Source organism: Alteromonas sp. a30, from assembly GCF_026788005.1.
Classification (GTDB): domain Bacteria; phylum Pseudomonadota; class Gammaproteobacteria; order Enterobacterales; family Alteromonadaceae; genus Paraneptunicella.
Genome location: NZ_JABEPE010000004.1, coordinates 267252 through 282399, shown reverse-complemented (window position 1 = coordinate 282399; position 15148 = coordinate 267252). Strand labels below are relative to the sequence as shown.

Below are 15148 nucleotides of genomic sequence, written 5' to 3'. Positions count from 1 at the left end.
ACCTACGTTGCCCCGCGTAACGACAAAGAGTCGGCGCTGTGTGACATTTGGGCCGACATATTACAAGTTGAGCAAGTGGGTATTCGCGATAACTTCTTCGCCTCTGGCGGGGATTCCATCTTATCGATACAGGTGATTGCCCGTGCTCGTGAGCTTGGCATTGATATTTCCATGCGCGACATGTTCGAAGGGCAAACGATTGAAGCCTTAACGGGTGGAGAAGGGGAAGCGTCGAATATTAAAGCGGAACAAGGCGATGTTTCAGGCGAGCAGATCTTGTTGCCCATTCAACATTGGTTCTTAGAGGGCGACCAGATTGATCAACATTACTTCCATCAGTCCACGATTTTGGCTGTGCCAGAAGGCTTTAACACCGATACGTTAAACGCCATCTTACATGCCATGCACCAGCGTCATGATGCCTTGCGTTTACGTTTTGTAAGCGCGGATGAGGGTGAGTGGCAAGCCAGTTATCAGCCATTAACCAACGCTATGATCGCACAGTGTGTTGAGCATATTCCGATGTTGGTTGACGACAATACGACAGCGGCACAGCGTGAAGCTATACAAACGCAAATGACAACCTTTATTAAGGGCAAGATGGATCTAGCGCAAGGGCCGTTACTAAAAGCGGTTTACTTTGATGCGCCAGCTTCTCAAGACAGTCGTTTAGTCTTGGTACTGCATCACTTATTAGTTGATGGCGTAACGTGGCGTATTGTGTTGGATGATATGAGTAAAGCTCTGAAACAATGGCAGGACAAAGGCGAGATTAAGCTAGCGGCGAAGAGCAGCTCTTACCAACAGTGGGCGCAAGCCTTACAAGAATACGCCAGCAGTGATGCCTTAGCACAAGAAAAGGCGCATTGGTTGGCGGCAATGTCCACAAAGGTTGAGCCACTGCCTCAAGATGCGGATCACGAAGACAATTCAATGGCAACCTCTGCCAATGTGTCGTTGGCGTTGTCTGAGCAGGAAACGCACCAGCTATTACGTGAATCTCACGGTGCTTATGAAACTAAGATCAACGACTTACTACTCGCCGCACTACAGCTTGCCTTTAAGCGTTGGTGTGGACGCGATGTATTACGTGTACGCATGGAAGGTCATGGTCGTGAGCCATTGTTCAACCACATTGATGTGAGCGAAACAGCCGGTTGGTTTACCAGCGTATTCCCTATGTTATTAGCGGGTGATTCCACTAACAACAACGATGCTGAAGCAGAAGATTTATCGGCGCTCATTAAGGGCGTAAAAAATGCTAATGCGGCGATTCCAAATAACGGTATTGGCTACGGTGTGTTGCGTTACATGGCACAAGATGAGGCGTTAACGGCAGCAGCAGATGCCTTTGAATTCGATATTGCCTTTAACTACTTAGGTCAGTTCGACCAAAGTACACAAGCGTCCAATTCAAAAGAAGTATTAAGCGACTTTATGCCAGTGGATGAAGACACAGGTGCAGAAATCAGCCCGCGTCGTCAACGTCCTTATCCAATGCGCTTTAACGCTGCGGTGGGAGAAGGACAATTTGGCTTCTCAATGGAGTTTAATAAGCATCGTTATCGCCCCGACACCATGCAAGCGTTGGCGGAGTATTATCGCCAAGCGTTGCTGGATATAGTGGCGCATTGTACTGGTGTGGAAAGAGCGCAGCTTAGCTTAGCCGACTTCCCCCTTGTTCCAGCGGATCAGGCAAAACTGGATAATTGGCTACATCAAAACCAACATTCAGAGACTCAACCTTTCTTCCCGCTGAAAACCTTCAAGGCAGAAGGCGTGGTGAATTGTCCTGTGCCATATTCGCAGAAGATGTTCTTGCATTTCACGAAAAAACCGAGCTTGGAGCCAATGTTGCGTACCTTCCGCATTATTAGCTTAAAAGGTGACTTAAATATTGCTGTGTTTGAGCGTGCTTATGCCGCATTGGTGCAGCGTCATGCGGTATTCCAAATGCGTTTTGCGGATTATCGTGGGCATCTGGCGTTGCAAATAGATCCACAAATGCAACCGGATTTCACTGTGGTCAATTGTCCACCATCAGGGAACGCCGAAGCGACCTTGCGTCAAATGATGTTGGATGAAGTGAATCGTGCTTATGATATTCGTAACGGTCAATTCTTACGTTGTTTGATTATTGAAAATGATGCACTTAACCATGATTCACCAGACGCAGAAAAGCAGTCTTATGTTGTCTTGGGTATGAATCACTTGGTGTCGGACCGTTGGTCTTGGGGGATTTTCCAAGAAGAGCTAGAGACGTTATACAACGGCGCTCAAGTGAAAGCCGATGGTGACATTGTATTACCTGAGTTAACGCCTTTAGCCGCCGACTTCCCTGATTACTGTTATTGGAATCATTACTGGCACAACACGCCTGCATTACAGCAGCAGATGCAGTATTGGCAGTCGGTATTTGGTGACTTGCAATGGTCTCAAGCTTTCCCAACCGATTTGGAAAAGAGCGACCTTGTACCAACAGGCGGTTTGAATCGTAACTTCGACTTAAACATCGATGAAGCCTTGTTCGAGCGTATCGACGCATACTGTAAAGCGCAGTCCATTACGTTATACACCTTCTTTATGTCGGCGTTGCACTTGGTGCTCGCTAACTATGCAGATGAGTCGGACATTGTGGTGGTATCACCAAAAGCTGAACGTGATTTGCCGGAATTGGCGAAGAGCATAGGTTTGTATTTGAACTTATTGCCGGTGCATTCACGTGTGGATAAGGCAAAGAGTCTTGCCAGCTTTGTAAAACAAGTGGCAGACAATGTGGTGACTGCACAAGCCAATATTGATGTTCAAATTGATGCTGTTTTAGAGACACTAGACTGCGATCAAACCCTGCCAATTTCAGATGTGAACTTCCAATATTACAACTTTGCACAGGAGTCGGGTTGGGCACTGGATGGATTACAGAGTGAGGCGGCGTATTTCTCTGAAAATGAGATCCAATATGAAAACACATTGGACTTAAGGTTACTTCGAGAAGAAAGCGGTGTTTCTGGTGTTTGGGTTTACAACAGTAGTAAATATCGCGCATCAACAATGGCGAAATTATCCAATTGGTATATCGCTATTTTGGAAAATATTTTGTCTCAACCAAATCAAACAATTGATGATTGTTTGTTGCAATTAAATCCATCAAATTAAAGGTGAAAAACTTGGCATTAAAATGCAGTGGTGTTAGTTTAATATCATCTAAAAAGCTTCATTTTATGCCGCGTTTCTTCAGAGTGATAATGAGGTAACAACTTATGGATGTAGGTTCATGCTAGACAGTATTTTGCTTGTTCTTATCTTAGGGTGCGAAATTGCTTTTTGGGTGGTTTTGTTTCTTGGGATGTTTGCGCGATATGTCATTGGCTGGCCTAAGTTTGGCCTGTACTGTTTGTACAGTATTCCACTGATAGATGTGTTGTTATTCATAGTCACTGTAGTCGATTTAAGAAGCGGTACTACTGCCACTTTCTTTCATGGTTTAGCCGCCGCTTATATCGGCTTTTCTATTATCTTCGGACATGGGTTGATTCGTTGGGCTGATGAGCGTTTTGCCCATCGTTTTGCCAATGGACCGAAGCCTCAAGCTCCTCCCTCAGTGGGTTGGGGCAATATTAAGTACGAACTTATCTTGTTTGCAAAAGCCCTGTTGGCTTGTGCAATTACTTTTGTTTTAGTGCGAGTCATGATTTGGATGGTTAACGATGAGGACAAGATATTGTCACTTTATATGTGGGACAATATGGTTAAAGTTCTGGCGTTTTTCTGGTTGGTTTTTGGCCCCGGATATAGCTTGTTATTCCGTCTAAATAAGAAAGAAGAAGACATCAAATAATTCAAAGGTGAAAAGAAATAAGATTCGTAACAGGAGTAAATCACTCACATAAGTTAAGTGTTTTGCTCACTTTTAAAATAACAATAAATGAAGCTCAATAATGCTAAGCGAAGTTATTGTTTATGCATTGTAACGATTGATGGCGAAGCGGCTGCGTCGCGAAAGGAAAAATAATATGAATTTAGAGTTAGAGATAAATCACACCTTGCGATTGCTTAGGAAAAATAAAATCTTTGTTTCTCTCTGTATTTTGGTAATTGCATTGGGTATTGCCCAATCATTAATGATTTTTCAGGTCATTAATAACCAAATTTTGCGGACGCTTCCGTTTCCTAATGGTGATAAATTCGTTGTTTTCAGCTTACGAAACGAAACATCGCGAGAAAGTTACAGTAATGTTTGGGATGCTTATCAGTACCAATTTTTGAAACAAAATGCGAAAAGTTATTCCGAGATGGGGGCAACTCAAGTCGCCACCCTAGCTACCATCAGCGATGGCGAAAGTACGGAAACCTTCACTGCCGCAAAGCTCACTAGCAACTTGCTTGATTTCACCAAAGTTAATCCTCAAATGGGTCGGTTGCTGTTGGCTGATGATGAGCAAGTTGGCTCAGAACCCGTGGTGTTATTGAGTCATCATTTGTGGCAAAACTATTATGCATCGGATCCTAACATCGTAAATTCGCGCACGCGTATAAATGGCGTACCGCATACGGTGGTTGGAGTGATGCCAGAAGACTTCCGTTACCCTGTTGCGAGTGATTTATGGTTGCCTTTAACGTTGCCTAACAACCCTGAGCCGGGGGTTGATGGTGCTAACTTCACCATCGTCGCTATGTTAAAAAATGGCGTAGAGCGCGAAGCCGCCGGGCGTGAAGCCACACGTTTAATGCAAAACTTAAGCGCAGAATTTAGCTACGAATACAAAGATACGGAAACCAAAATATTGCCTTTCACACGTCAGTTTTTTAACGACGAAGGCGTGTTAACGCTTTCCAAACTATTATTTGCCATCCTCATTTTGATTGTGGCGCTGTCGAGCATCAATGTGGGTAACTTGTTATTAGTGCGCGCCAACGAGCGGAATCACGAACTTGCTGTACGCGGTGCACTAGGGGCAACTCGCTTTGGATTGATTCGCAACATCTTAATGGAGTCTTCCTTCATCTGCTTTATTGGTGCCGTGCTTGGTATTGTGTTGTCTATTTTCGCGTTGTGGGGCACAACGAGCGCACAAGCGGGGCCTGATTTTATGGGCGAACCTTTCTGGATTAACTACGACCTAGAGCTAGATGTCATCATTCTTGCGTTTGTATTGATGTTGATTATTTGGGTGTTAGCAGGTGGTATTCCAGCGTTCAGGGCGTCACGCATAGCAATTTATGAAACCCTTGCTAGCGGTACAAAGCATGCAGGGTCGAAAAAAGGCAACTGGTTTGTGATGATGCTTATCACCTTTGAGTTATTCATTTCGGTGTTCATCTTGATCACCAACGGCGTCACCATCACCAGTTTGAAGAATGAATTTGCAGTGGACTACGGAATTAAATCCGATACTTACTTAACCGCGTCCATTAGTTTACCAGCCAGCAGCTACAAAACACCTGAGCAGCGCCAGCAATTCATGGACAACTTGCGTAGTGAGTTGTTATCCAATGGTAGCGTTAAGCAAGTGACTTACAGCAATAGTTTGCCGAGTCAGAATATGTCTTATGAATCTTACAATTTGGAAGACAGAGACGTTACCACAGACAACAAATATCCAGAAAGAACAGTAATTTCGGTTGATCCAAATTACTTTGATGTGATGAATATTTCTTTACTCGAAGGTCGTTACTTCACCCGCGCCGACAACAAAGAGTCGTTACCTGTAGCGGTGATTGATGAATATCTAGCTGAGATTTTGTGGCCTGATGAGAGCAATATTTTGAGTAAGCGAATTCAGCTTGATCCGGCAAATAATGGCGAGTGGTTAACCATTGTCGGCATTATCAAAAACCCCGTTTCTGGTCGCCCTGAAGATGCAAGTGATCCGCGTAAAGCTATTTATCGCCCAATGGCGCAAGGCTTAGGGCATACAGCGTTAGATATAGAAGCAACACCTTTTTACGTGATGTTGGAAGTGAACGGTGCGCCTGATGATTTGCACCAATCATTAAAGGTTGCAGCGCAAAACGTCGACCGTGACGTGCCGGTATTCCTTATTAAATCGTTAACACAAGTGCTCGAAGAATCGGTATTTGAATTCGAACAATTAAGCATCCTTCTAACCATGATTGGTGTGATAGCACTTGTCCTTGCTGCCAGTGGTATCTTCGCCATTATGTCGCGCTCGGTCATGCTTCGTACGCGCGATATTAGTATTCGTCGTGCGCTTGGCTTGACTAATGAAAAGGCTATCAGAAGTTTCGTGAATAAAGGCATTGTGTTGCTGGTGATTGGTTGTGTGTTTGGCGGATTACTCAGCCTGCTTGCCATTAACGCACTCCTCTCAACCACGGATATTGCTTCGCTGCCCTTAGTGTTTATTGGGGTGATTGTGGTGGTCAGCATCATTATGTTCTGTGCGACTTATTTCCCCGCCAAGAAGATTGTTTCTAAAGAGCCGGGCGATACGTTGCAAGAAAGCTAATAAGAATAAAGAAAAAAGGTTACTAAAGTGGATCGAATAAGAGAAAAATCCAGTTCGAAGGTGAATAAAAAGAGTTTCATGATTGGTGCCGGTATTGCGGTGCTGATTGTGGCGGTATTCTCTGTTGCTAGCATCGACTTTTCCAGCAAACGTATTAACCGTAGTACGTTAATGATTGGCGAGGTACAGCGCGGAAAGCTCGATATTAAAGTGAGCGCTAACGGTGTGTTACTGCCAAGAGAAGTGGAGTGGTTGTCGTCACAAGTGGAAGGGCGTGTGCGTAAGTTGCACGTCAAACCCGGCGATAGTGTTAAGCGCGGTCAAGTATTAGTGGAGTTAGACAACCCAACGCTTCACGTTGAAGAGCAAGAAGCCGTGTCGGTTTTAGAAGGCAGCATCGCTGAGTTAGAGGCGTTTAAAGCAGACCTTGAAAACCGTCTAATGGAATACGAAGCCATTACCTTGCGCGCGAAGTTTTCTTTGGATAAATCCACCTTGCAACATAAGGCTGAAGAAACCTTGTTAGAAGATGGCATTGTTTCTGAATTGGACTACCAACGCACTAAACTTGATGTGAAGCAATTTACAGAAGTGCTCAAACTGGAAACCCAGCGCTTGGCACGTTTTAAAGACAACATGGCAATTGAGCTGGCGGCGCAAGAAGCCAAAGTCACGCAAGCGCGTAAAAGCCTAGAGCGAGCGCGTAATGCAGTGAAGGCGCTAACGGTAACTTCCGGCATTGATGGCATTGTCCAGTCGTTAGAGCTGGAAATTGGTCAACGTTTGCAACCCGGTGGCGAAATTGGTCGTATCGCACAGCAAGATTTACTGTATGCCGAGCTGAAAGTTCAGGCGCGTCAGGCAAGCAAAATTGTGCAAGGCCAAAAAGCCATTATCGATACCCGCAATGGCAAAGTCGATGGCGTGGTTCGCCGTGTTGAACCAGCCGTTAACGAAGGTACGGTGTTGGTTGATGTTGACCTAACCGGCGAGCTGCCAACGGGCTCACGTCCTGAATTGCAAGTGGAAGGTATTATCTTCCAAGAACAGTTCCAAAACACCCTATTCGTTGCCAAACCGAACTTGGTTAAAACCAACAGTGTGGTCAGTTTGTATCGCTTGGATGAAGACGGTGATTATGCAGAACGTGTGTCGGTGAAGCTGGGTGAAGCCTCAGTGGATAAGGTGCAAATTCTTGAAGGCTTGCGAGTGCAAGACCGCATTATTTTGTCCGATAGCAGCGCTTGGCAAGATCACGACATCATTTTATTAAATTAATCCAATAGTAAGTATTACCCGTTTTGCCCTGCGGGGCTTGGAGAAAATTATGAACAGTAAACCACTGATTCAACTACAAAACATAAAAAAAATCTTTTACACCGATGAAGTGGAAACATGGGCGGTAAATGATGTTAATTTAAGCATTAACAAAGGCGAATACATTTCCATTTGTGGTCCATCAGGGTGTGGTAAATCCACTTTGCTCTCGATTTTAGGCATGTTGAACTCAAGTTCGGAAGGTAAATACTTACTGGAGGGTGAAGATGTCGCGTCGTTAGGTCAGGCTGAGCGTGCTGGTGTGCGTAACCGTCAAATTGGTTTTATCTTTCAGGCGTTTAACTTAATCGGGGATTTAACCGTTTATGAGAATGTTGAGTTACCGCTTACTTACCGCAAAGAGCTCAGTAAAGAAGACCGTAAGAAGAAAGTGACGCAAGCCCTTGAAAAAGTCGATATGGCGCACCGTATGAAGCACTATCCGGCGCAACTTTCTGGTGGTCAACAACAACGTGTGGCGATTGCCAGAGCATTAGCCGGCGACCCTAAAGTGCTAATGGCGGACGAACCGACAGGTAATCTTGACTCGAAGAATGCCAAAATTGTGATGGAGCTTTTAAAAGAGCTACACAAGCAAGGTAACACCATTTGCATGGTAACTCACGACCCGGAAGCCGCCCTAATGGCAGAGCGCCAAATTACCTTGCTTGATGGTCAAATCATCAGTGACGAGGGTACCAAGGGCAAAACAGCATCAGCGGATACCGTATCGGCAGTGCATGCTGCTGCCGTGGAATAACGTGTTAAGCCGATGACAACGTCAATCCAATGCCCGACAACGAGCGGGCAAACACTTTCTTGTGGTGAATACTTACTGCTTCTGCTGGAACAGTACGGTGTTGAAAGCGTGTTCGGGATTCCCGGTGTTCACACTATCGATTTATATAAAAACCTGCCAAAAACCAACATAAAACACATCACGCCCCGTCATGAACAGGGCGCGGGCTTCATGGCAGAAGGGTATGCAAGGGTGTCTGGTAAACCCGGTGTGTGTTTTGTGATTTCAGGTCCTGGTGTGACTAATATTGTTACAGCAATGGGGCAAGCAAGGTTGGATTCTATTCCGATGTTGGTGATCTCCACGGTTAATCGTACGCATACCTTGGCAATGGGAGAAGGGCGGTTGCATGAGCTGCCGAATCAACATCAAGTGACAGCGGGTGTATCGGTGTTTACTCACACCTTATTGCGTGCTGAAGAGTTACCCAAAGTGTTGGCGCGAGCCTTTACTGTGTTCGCCACTAAACGTCCCGGCCCTGTGCATATCGAAATTCCGTTGGATATTATGAACAGTCAGGTGCAAGTACAGGATACCCGCATTTGGCCTACGCCTTCTGTACCAAGCGTGAGTGCTGATTCATTGCAGCAAATGTGTCGTTTGCTACAACAAGCAAAGCGGCCACTGATTGCCTTGGGGGGAGGGGCTGTGAATGCCGCAGAAGCGGTGAAATCCGTAGCCGAAAAGTTGGATGCGCCCGTTGTGAATACGGTAAATGCCAAAGGTATTTTGCCTTATAGTCATCCGCTAGCGGTGGGGGGAACGGCTTCCACCGATGCTATTCGCGACGAATTTCTCCAAGCTGATGTTGTGCTAGCGGTGGGGACCGAGTTTGCGGAAACCGACTACGACTATTTCTTTAAAGGTGATATTCAAATCGGCGGCACGCTAATTCGGATTGATATCGATCCAGAGCAATTAGCCAAGAATATTCGCCCGGATGTTGCGGTGTGTAGCGATGCTAATGCTGCCTTGCAAGCACTGGCATTACTTCTGCCAGATACGCAAGCCACATTAACAGTCTCTGCTGGGCAAGAGCGAGCTAAACAGCTTCGTGAGCAGTTACGTAGTGACGTTGACCAAAATTACGCGGCGTTTTTTCAATGCATCCAAGAAACACTACCTAACGCAACCGTGGTTGGCGATTCAACGCAGCCAACGTACTTTGCGTGGTTTGCTTACGAAACCGAAAAACCTCGGTGTTATTTTCACTCTGCCAGTGGTTACGGCACCTTGGGTTATGCCATTGCCGCCGCTATTGGCGCACAAGTCGCACAGCCCCAAGGTCCTGTTGTGAGCATTATAGGTGATGGCTCTGCACAATTTACTTTAGGTGAAATTGGTTGCGCGGTAGAAGAGTCGCTGCCGATTATTTTCATTGTGTGGAATAACAGTGGTTACGCCGAAATTAAGCGTTTTATGGAAGATGCGCACATGCAGCCAATGGCAGTGGATTTATCACCACCGGATTTTTGCAAAATAGGTGATGCCTTTGGTTGTGCAGTGGCACGACCAGACAATTTAACGCAATTTCAGCAGGTGTTAACCGAAGCAGCGCAGCGCAACGGCCCGACGATTGTCGAGATTATTCAGGAAAAATTCGTACCTGATTACCCCAAATTATAAGTGAAGCAGTGCGACTCTTGGTTAGGCGCAACTTATACAAATTGGCCATAAAATGAAGACAAACATCCAGCAGTTCTACATCCGAGGCAAATGGCAAACGCCGGCGTCGGATACTCAAATTTATACGGTGCTAAACCCTGCAACCCAAGACGTTGTCGCAACCTTCCCTTTAGGCTCAGAAGCTGATGTAGAAGCAGCAGTAAACGCCGCCGCTGACGCATTTCCTGAATGGTCGAGCTTACCGGCTAGTGAGCGTCAACAATGGTTATTGCGCCTTGCTGATGCCATGCAAGAACGCGCTCAAGAGTTTGCTCAAGCGCATACGCAAACCATGGGTTGTCCTGTGATGCATGTGGATGACTTACATGTACTTGGGCCTATTGAGGGATTGCGAAAAACCGCAGCTTTGGTGGGGTGTTTAGCGGATGAGCAGCGCACCGATGAAGTGTTAATTACGCACGAAGCGGCAGGCGTTTGTGCGCTAATCAACCCGTGGAATTATCCATTGCATCAACTCATTGGTAAGTTAGCACCCGCTTTATTGGCAGGATGCACTGTTGTCGTTAAACCTGCGGAGCAAACGCCGCTGCAAGACTTCATACTCGCGCAGATCATAGATGACATTGGCTTGCCTGCGGGCGTATTCAATTTAGTGTTTGGCGAAGGAGCAGTCGTTGGCAGCGTGATGGCGCAGCATCCCAAAGTCGACTTAGTTTCATTTACGGGTTCAAGCCGTGTTGGCAAGACCATTGGCGCAGAGGCGACGCAACACATTAAAAAAGTGTGTTTAGAGTTGGGCGGCAAATCGGCGCTTATCATTACTGAAGATGCCAATCTAGAAGACGCTATTCGCTATGGTATCGAAAACGTGATGCTGAACTCAGGGCAAACCTGCGATGCGTTAACGCGCATGCTGCTGCCTCGACATCTCAAACAACAAGCCGAAGCTTTGGCGGTTGATATTGCCCAGAATATTACGGTGGGCGACCCGCAAGATCCAAGCGTATTTATGGGGCCATTGTGCAACCTTTTGCAACAACAGCGGGTTTTGGATTACATCCAAACAGGCATCAACGAAGGTGCGACCTTACTGACCGGTGGATTAAGTCTTCCGCAAGGAATGGATTCTGGCGCTTATGTGATGCCAACGCTGTTCAGTGACGTGACTGAAAACATGACTATCGCCAAAGAAGAAATTTTTGGGCCAGTGCTTTGCATTTTGTATTACGACAACATCAAAGAAGCGATTGCCATTGCCAATAATACCGAATACGGACTTTCCAGCGGGGTTTATGCCAAAGATTACGATAGTGCGCTGGGGATCGCCCGTAAGTTACGTGCAGGGCAAACCTATTTACAAGGGGCGTTTTTCAACTACGACGCACCATTTGGTGGATTCAAACAGTCTGGCAACGGCCGAGAGTGGACTCAATCCGGGCTCATGGAATACACAGAAACCAAAGCTTTCATTTCCCCTAATGCTAAAGAGGTATAGCCAATGCAAACTCAACCCGAGCAACATTCCCAAGCGTTTAAGCAAAAGCGCACGAGTGAAGATCGCGGCTATAACGTTATTCTGGTTTCAACATTCGTGGAGCAATTTAATGCCTTATTAAAAGGCTTGGAAAACAGCACGCATCAGTGCGTTGCGGTGATTACGCGAGAAGGTGGAGAAGCCGTTGCAGACGCCGCTAAAGAGTCAAATTTGCCCGTTTTTTCTTTTCCAAATTGTGCGAACCTACAGCGGTTAATGGACAAAGATGCCGCAGTAGCAGCGCAAGTGCACGATGCTATGCAGGTAATTGAGGCGTTAGATCCTGACATTTTGTGTTGTTGGGGGTATCAAATTCTACCTGAGTGCTTAATTCAATTACCTAAAGTAAATGCCCTTAATTTTCATTTTGCCGATTTACCTAAATACCGTGGCGGCATGAGTTTAGCTGCGCAAATTATTGAAGGAGAACCAGAAACTCGCCTATCGTTACATGAACTCACCGTAGAAGTTGATGCAGGAATGATTATGGCTAAATCAGAGCCCATTGCGTTGCCGGGGTTATCGAGTCAGGCAATATTGCAAAAAGGCATTAATGTGGCTGGCAAGATGTTGGTTGATACCCTCGACCAAATGTTATCGAATACGTTAACGCCAATGCCAAATGATTACCAACAGCCAGGCTTGCCGCACTCTTGGGGTGTGTTGCGCGAGAATATTACCTTAGAAGATGGAACAACAAAGCGCGTAAATAAGGGGTATTTAGGCTATTTGGCAATTCATTGGGATGAAGATAGTTGCAAGCATATAGAGCGCGCATGTTTGGGCTTCGACAAACTCGGCGGTCCATATTCCTGCCGCGATACCTTATTGGTTCATTTTCTAAATGCGACGCAAGTTAATTCCTTAGTGACTCACCAACCCGGGACTATTTTAGAGGTTACTGATGAAAACAGCATTTTGGTACAAGCTCAAGATGGTCAACTCCGCTGTCAGATATTCCTAAACCCACAAATTAGCAAAGAAGAAAATCCAACGTTGCAGACTGGCGACAAGCTCAGCAAAGTCATTAGCGTGAGCCAACTGACAGGCATTAACGATGCAGATAGGTAGTTTTGCAGGGGGGCTTTAATAGCGTATCTGCAACAAATTTTTGTGGCTGAAGCCATTCAGCCATTATCCAGCGTGCTAATTCAACGTTTTCGGCAAAGGGATTTTCGCGTATTCGCTAATTTGCTTAATTGCTTCCCAGGTAATATCGCGAAGCGTAATGCTTCCTTTGGTTAGGGCTGCACGTTTTTGGCGTTGGCTTCGCTCTCCTGCATAAAAGATTTCTTCAACACCATCGCGTTTTCGAGCGCTTTTGGTGCGGGAAATAATTGCTTGCATGCGTTCATTGTAGGCTTCAGGTTCAACAATTTGGCTTAAATCCAGCGCCCACAAGAAATGACCTCGTACATCATCTGTTAATGCAGATGTGAGGATATTAACCATAGATGCTAACCCGTAGCCTTTTGCACCTGCCAAAGGCAAAATCAGGCTTTCTCCAAGTACAAAATTAGCTGGGTTGACTAAGCTGTTACCGTCTTTATCCTCAATAAGTCCGGCGTCTATTCTGTCACCATTAAGCGCCGCTTGATAGATTTTCACACCAGCCATTGCACTGGTGGACATATCCAGAATAAAGGGATCATGTTCCCCCGCAGGAGCGGCAAAGGCAAGGGGGTTTGTCCCCATTGTTTGGGTTAATCCTCCCGGCGGAGGCATCACAACATTGGGAGAGCCAGTACACACAAAACCGAGCAAACCTGCTTCTGCAATCGCATTAGCATAAGCGGCTAACGCTATGGGGTTGCCCGTATTGGTAACGCTAGCGGCGGCTAGCCCTGAGGATTTTGCCTTTTCGATAACTTTGCTCACTGCCAAATTCATGGCAATGACTCCGCAACCTGCATCACCATCGATGCTGACTAATACGGGCGTTTCTTTTATGATTTGAGGCTTCGGATTAGGGTTCATCCCATCTTTGAGATGCCAGTTAAACAGCGAGGTGATAGTAAAAATACCGTGATCACTATGACCCCGTAATTCACTGTCTATCATGATATCCACAATGGCTTTTGCATTTTCAGCTTCCACTTCTATCGAAGTTAATGCGGTAACTAAATATTGGGTAACTTCCTCAATAGCAATGTCTTTTTTTGCTTGTTGTGTCATACCAAAACGCCTTATTTATTGTGCTTAAATAGATAGTTGGGAAGTTCTTGGATGCTCGGACTCCCGATAACACCCAAGGCACATTGCAATTCGGTTTTCAGGATGTTCATGACATGATCGCCACCTATCTCTCCCATTGCGGCGACACCATAAATAAACGGGCGTCCCATAAAAACAAAATTGGCGCCAAGCGCGAGCATGCGGGCCACATCTAAGCCAGAACGCACCCCGCTATCCACTAAAATGGGGACGTCGTTCCCAAGTGCTTGGCGAATAAGTGGCAGCAAGGTTACTGTGGCAACCGCTGCGTCGAAGTTACGGCCTCCGTGGTTTGATACGATAATGCCGTCTGCGCCTAACTCATAATAGGTTTTGGCATCGCTTGGGCTTTGCACACCCTTTACCAGTAGCTTACCCGGCCAACCTTCTCGGATTCTAGCAAAGCGTTCAGCGGTGATGTGTAATCCCACTTTATCCGCCATAAACTGAGTGGACTCCCTAACGTAGGGTTTGTTGTCGTTGTCCTCTTTGGCAGCGTCTAAATAAGGCTTGATGTTGGCAAATTGTGGAATGCCTTCTTTTACAATTTGGCGACACCATCTGGGCCGTTTCAGCATCTGTATGAGGTTTTTTATGCCAAAGTTAGGAGGCACTGAAAAGCCGTTATGAATGTCGTGGGCGCGATGTGATGGAAAAGGCGAATCGACAGTCAGTACAAGTACGTCATATTCTTCACGCTTACAACGTTCGATGAGATCATCCACAATGATGTCTTCGTCGGGAGCAAACATTTGGAACCACGCATTGTCGGGAGCCAGCTTTTTGCAATCTTCTAAGGTTAGCGAGGCCGCCATGCTTAGGGTGAATGGAATGTTATGTTTATGGGCAGCACGGCTCAAATAGTTTTCAGCGCCGGGCCAAATAAGGCTGGCCATACCCACAGGCGAAACCCCAAAAGGTGCGTCATACTCTTTGCCAAACAGGGTTGTTTTTAAATTTGGATGGTCGTGTTCCGATAAGAAGTGCGGTAGCAGTTGCACATTTTTTAGTAATTCTCGATTACGCTTCGCGGCCATGCCATCGCCAATGCCATTTTTCAGATATTCGAATACGAAATGCGGCACCCGCTTTTTAGCGACTTCTTCCATGTAGGGGACACTAGGAAAAGCTTTATTAAGCTGCCTGCGTTTTTTTTCAGTAATTTCCGGTAATGCGGTCATGCTAAGC

At 46.0% G+C, this 15148-nt stretch carries 10 protein-coding genes; 8 read left to right on the top strand and 2 right to left on the bottom strand.

Translation table 11 applies throughout. The annotated features are described in order from the left end of the window. The 8 genes from HJG39_RS06470 to HJG39_RS06435 form a co-directional block, all read left to right on the top strand. A partial coding sequence (locus tag HJG39_RS06470; protein ID WP_268407979.1) for a condensation domain-containing protein occupies positions 1-3156 on the top strand: 3156 nt, incomplete at its 5' end. A gap of 118 nt (positions 3157-3274) precedes the next feature. Next, entirely contained in the window at positions 3275-3838 is a 564-nt protein-coding gene (locus tag HJG39_RS06465) for a hypothetical protein (protein ID WP_268407978.1), read from the top strand. A 175-nt stretch (positions 3839-4013) separates the two neighbouring features. Then, the gene (locus HJG39_RS06460; protein WP_268407977.1) at positions 4014-6470 is read left to right on the top strand and encodes an ABC transporter permease; all 2457 of its coding nucleotides are present in this window, start codon (positions 4014-4016) and stop codon (positions 6468-6470) included. A gap of 27 nt (positions 6471-6497) precedes the next feature. Then, positions 6498-7748 (top strand): efflux RND transporter periplasmic adaptor subunit, encoded by a 1251-nt coding sequence (locus HJG39_RS06455; RefSeq protein WP_268407975.1) that lies wholly within the window; start codon positions 6498-6500, stop codon positions 7746-7748. A 49-nt stretch (positions 7749-7797) separates the two neighbouring features. Further along, the gene (locus tag HJG39_RS06450; RefSeq protein WP_268407973.1) at positions 7798-8547 is read left to right on the top strand and encodes an ABC transporter ATP-binding protein; all 750 of its coding nucleotides are present in this window, start codon (positions 7798-7800) and stop codon (positions 8545-8547) included. Positions 8548-8559: 12 nt separating this feature from the next. Further along, a complete protein-coding gene (locus HJG39_RS06445) occupies positions 8560-10212 on the top strand; it encodes a 5-guanidino-2-oxopentanoate decarboxylase (RefSeq protein ID WP_268407970.1) in 1653 nt (550 codons plus the stop codon). A 52-nt stretch (positions 10213-10264) separates the two neighbouring features. Beyond that, positions 10265-11707: an aldehyde dehydrogenase family protein gene (locus HJG39_RS06440; protein ID WP_268407967.1), complete on the top strand. Its 1443-nt coding sequence runs from the start codon at positions 10265-10267 to the stop codon at positions 11705-11707. Positions 11708-11710: 3 nt separating this feature from the next. Beyond that, positions 11711-12817, top strand: coding sequence for a methionyl-tRNA formyltransferase (locus HJG39_RS06435; protein ID WP_268407966.1), 1107 nt, complete (start codon positions 11711-11713; stop codon positions 12815-12817). A 75-nt stretch (positions 12818-12892) separates the two neighbouring features. On the opposite strand, the gene HJG39_RS06430 is transcribed toward HJG39_RS06435, so the two are convergent. Both HJG39_RS06430 and HJG39_RS06425 read right to left on the bottom strand, forming a co-directional pair. Beyond that, positions 12893-13921: an Ldh family oxidoreductase gene (locus HJG39_RS06430; RefSeq protein ID WP_268407965.1), complete on the bottom strand. Its 1029-nt coding sequence runs from the start codon at positions 13919-13921 to the stop codon at positions 12893-12895. Positions 13922-13932: 11 nt separating this feature from the next. Next, entirely contained in the window at positions 13933-15141 is a 1209-nt protein-coding gene (locus tag HJG39_RS06425; RefSeq protein WP_268407964.1) for an alpha-hydroxy acid oxidase, read from the bottom strand. Positions 15142-15148: the final 7 nt, after the last annotated feature.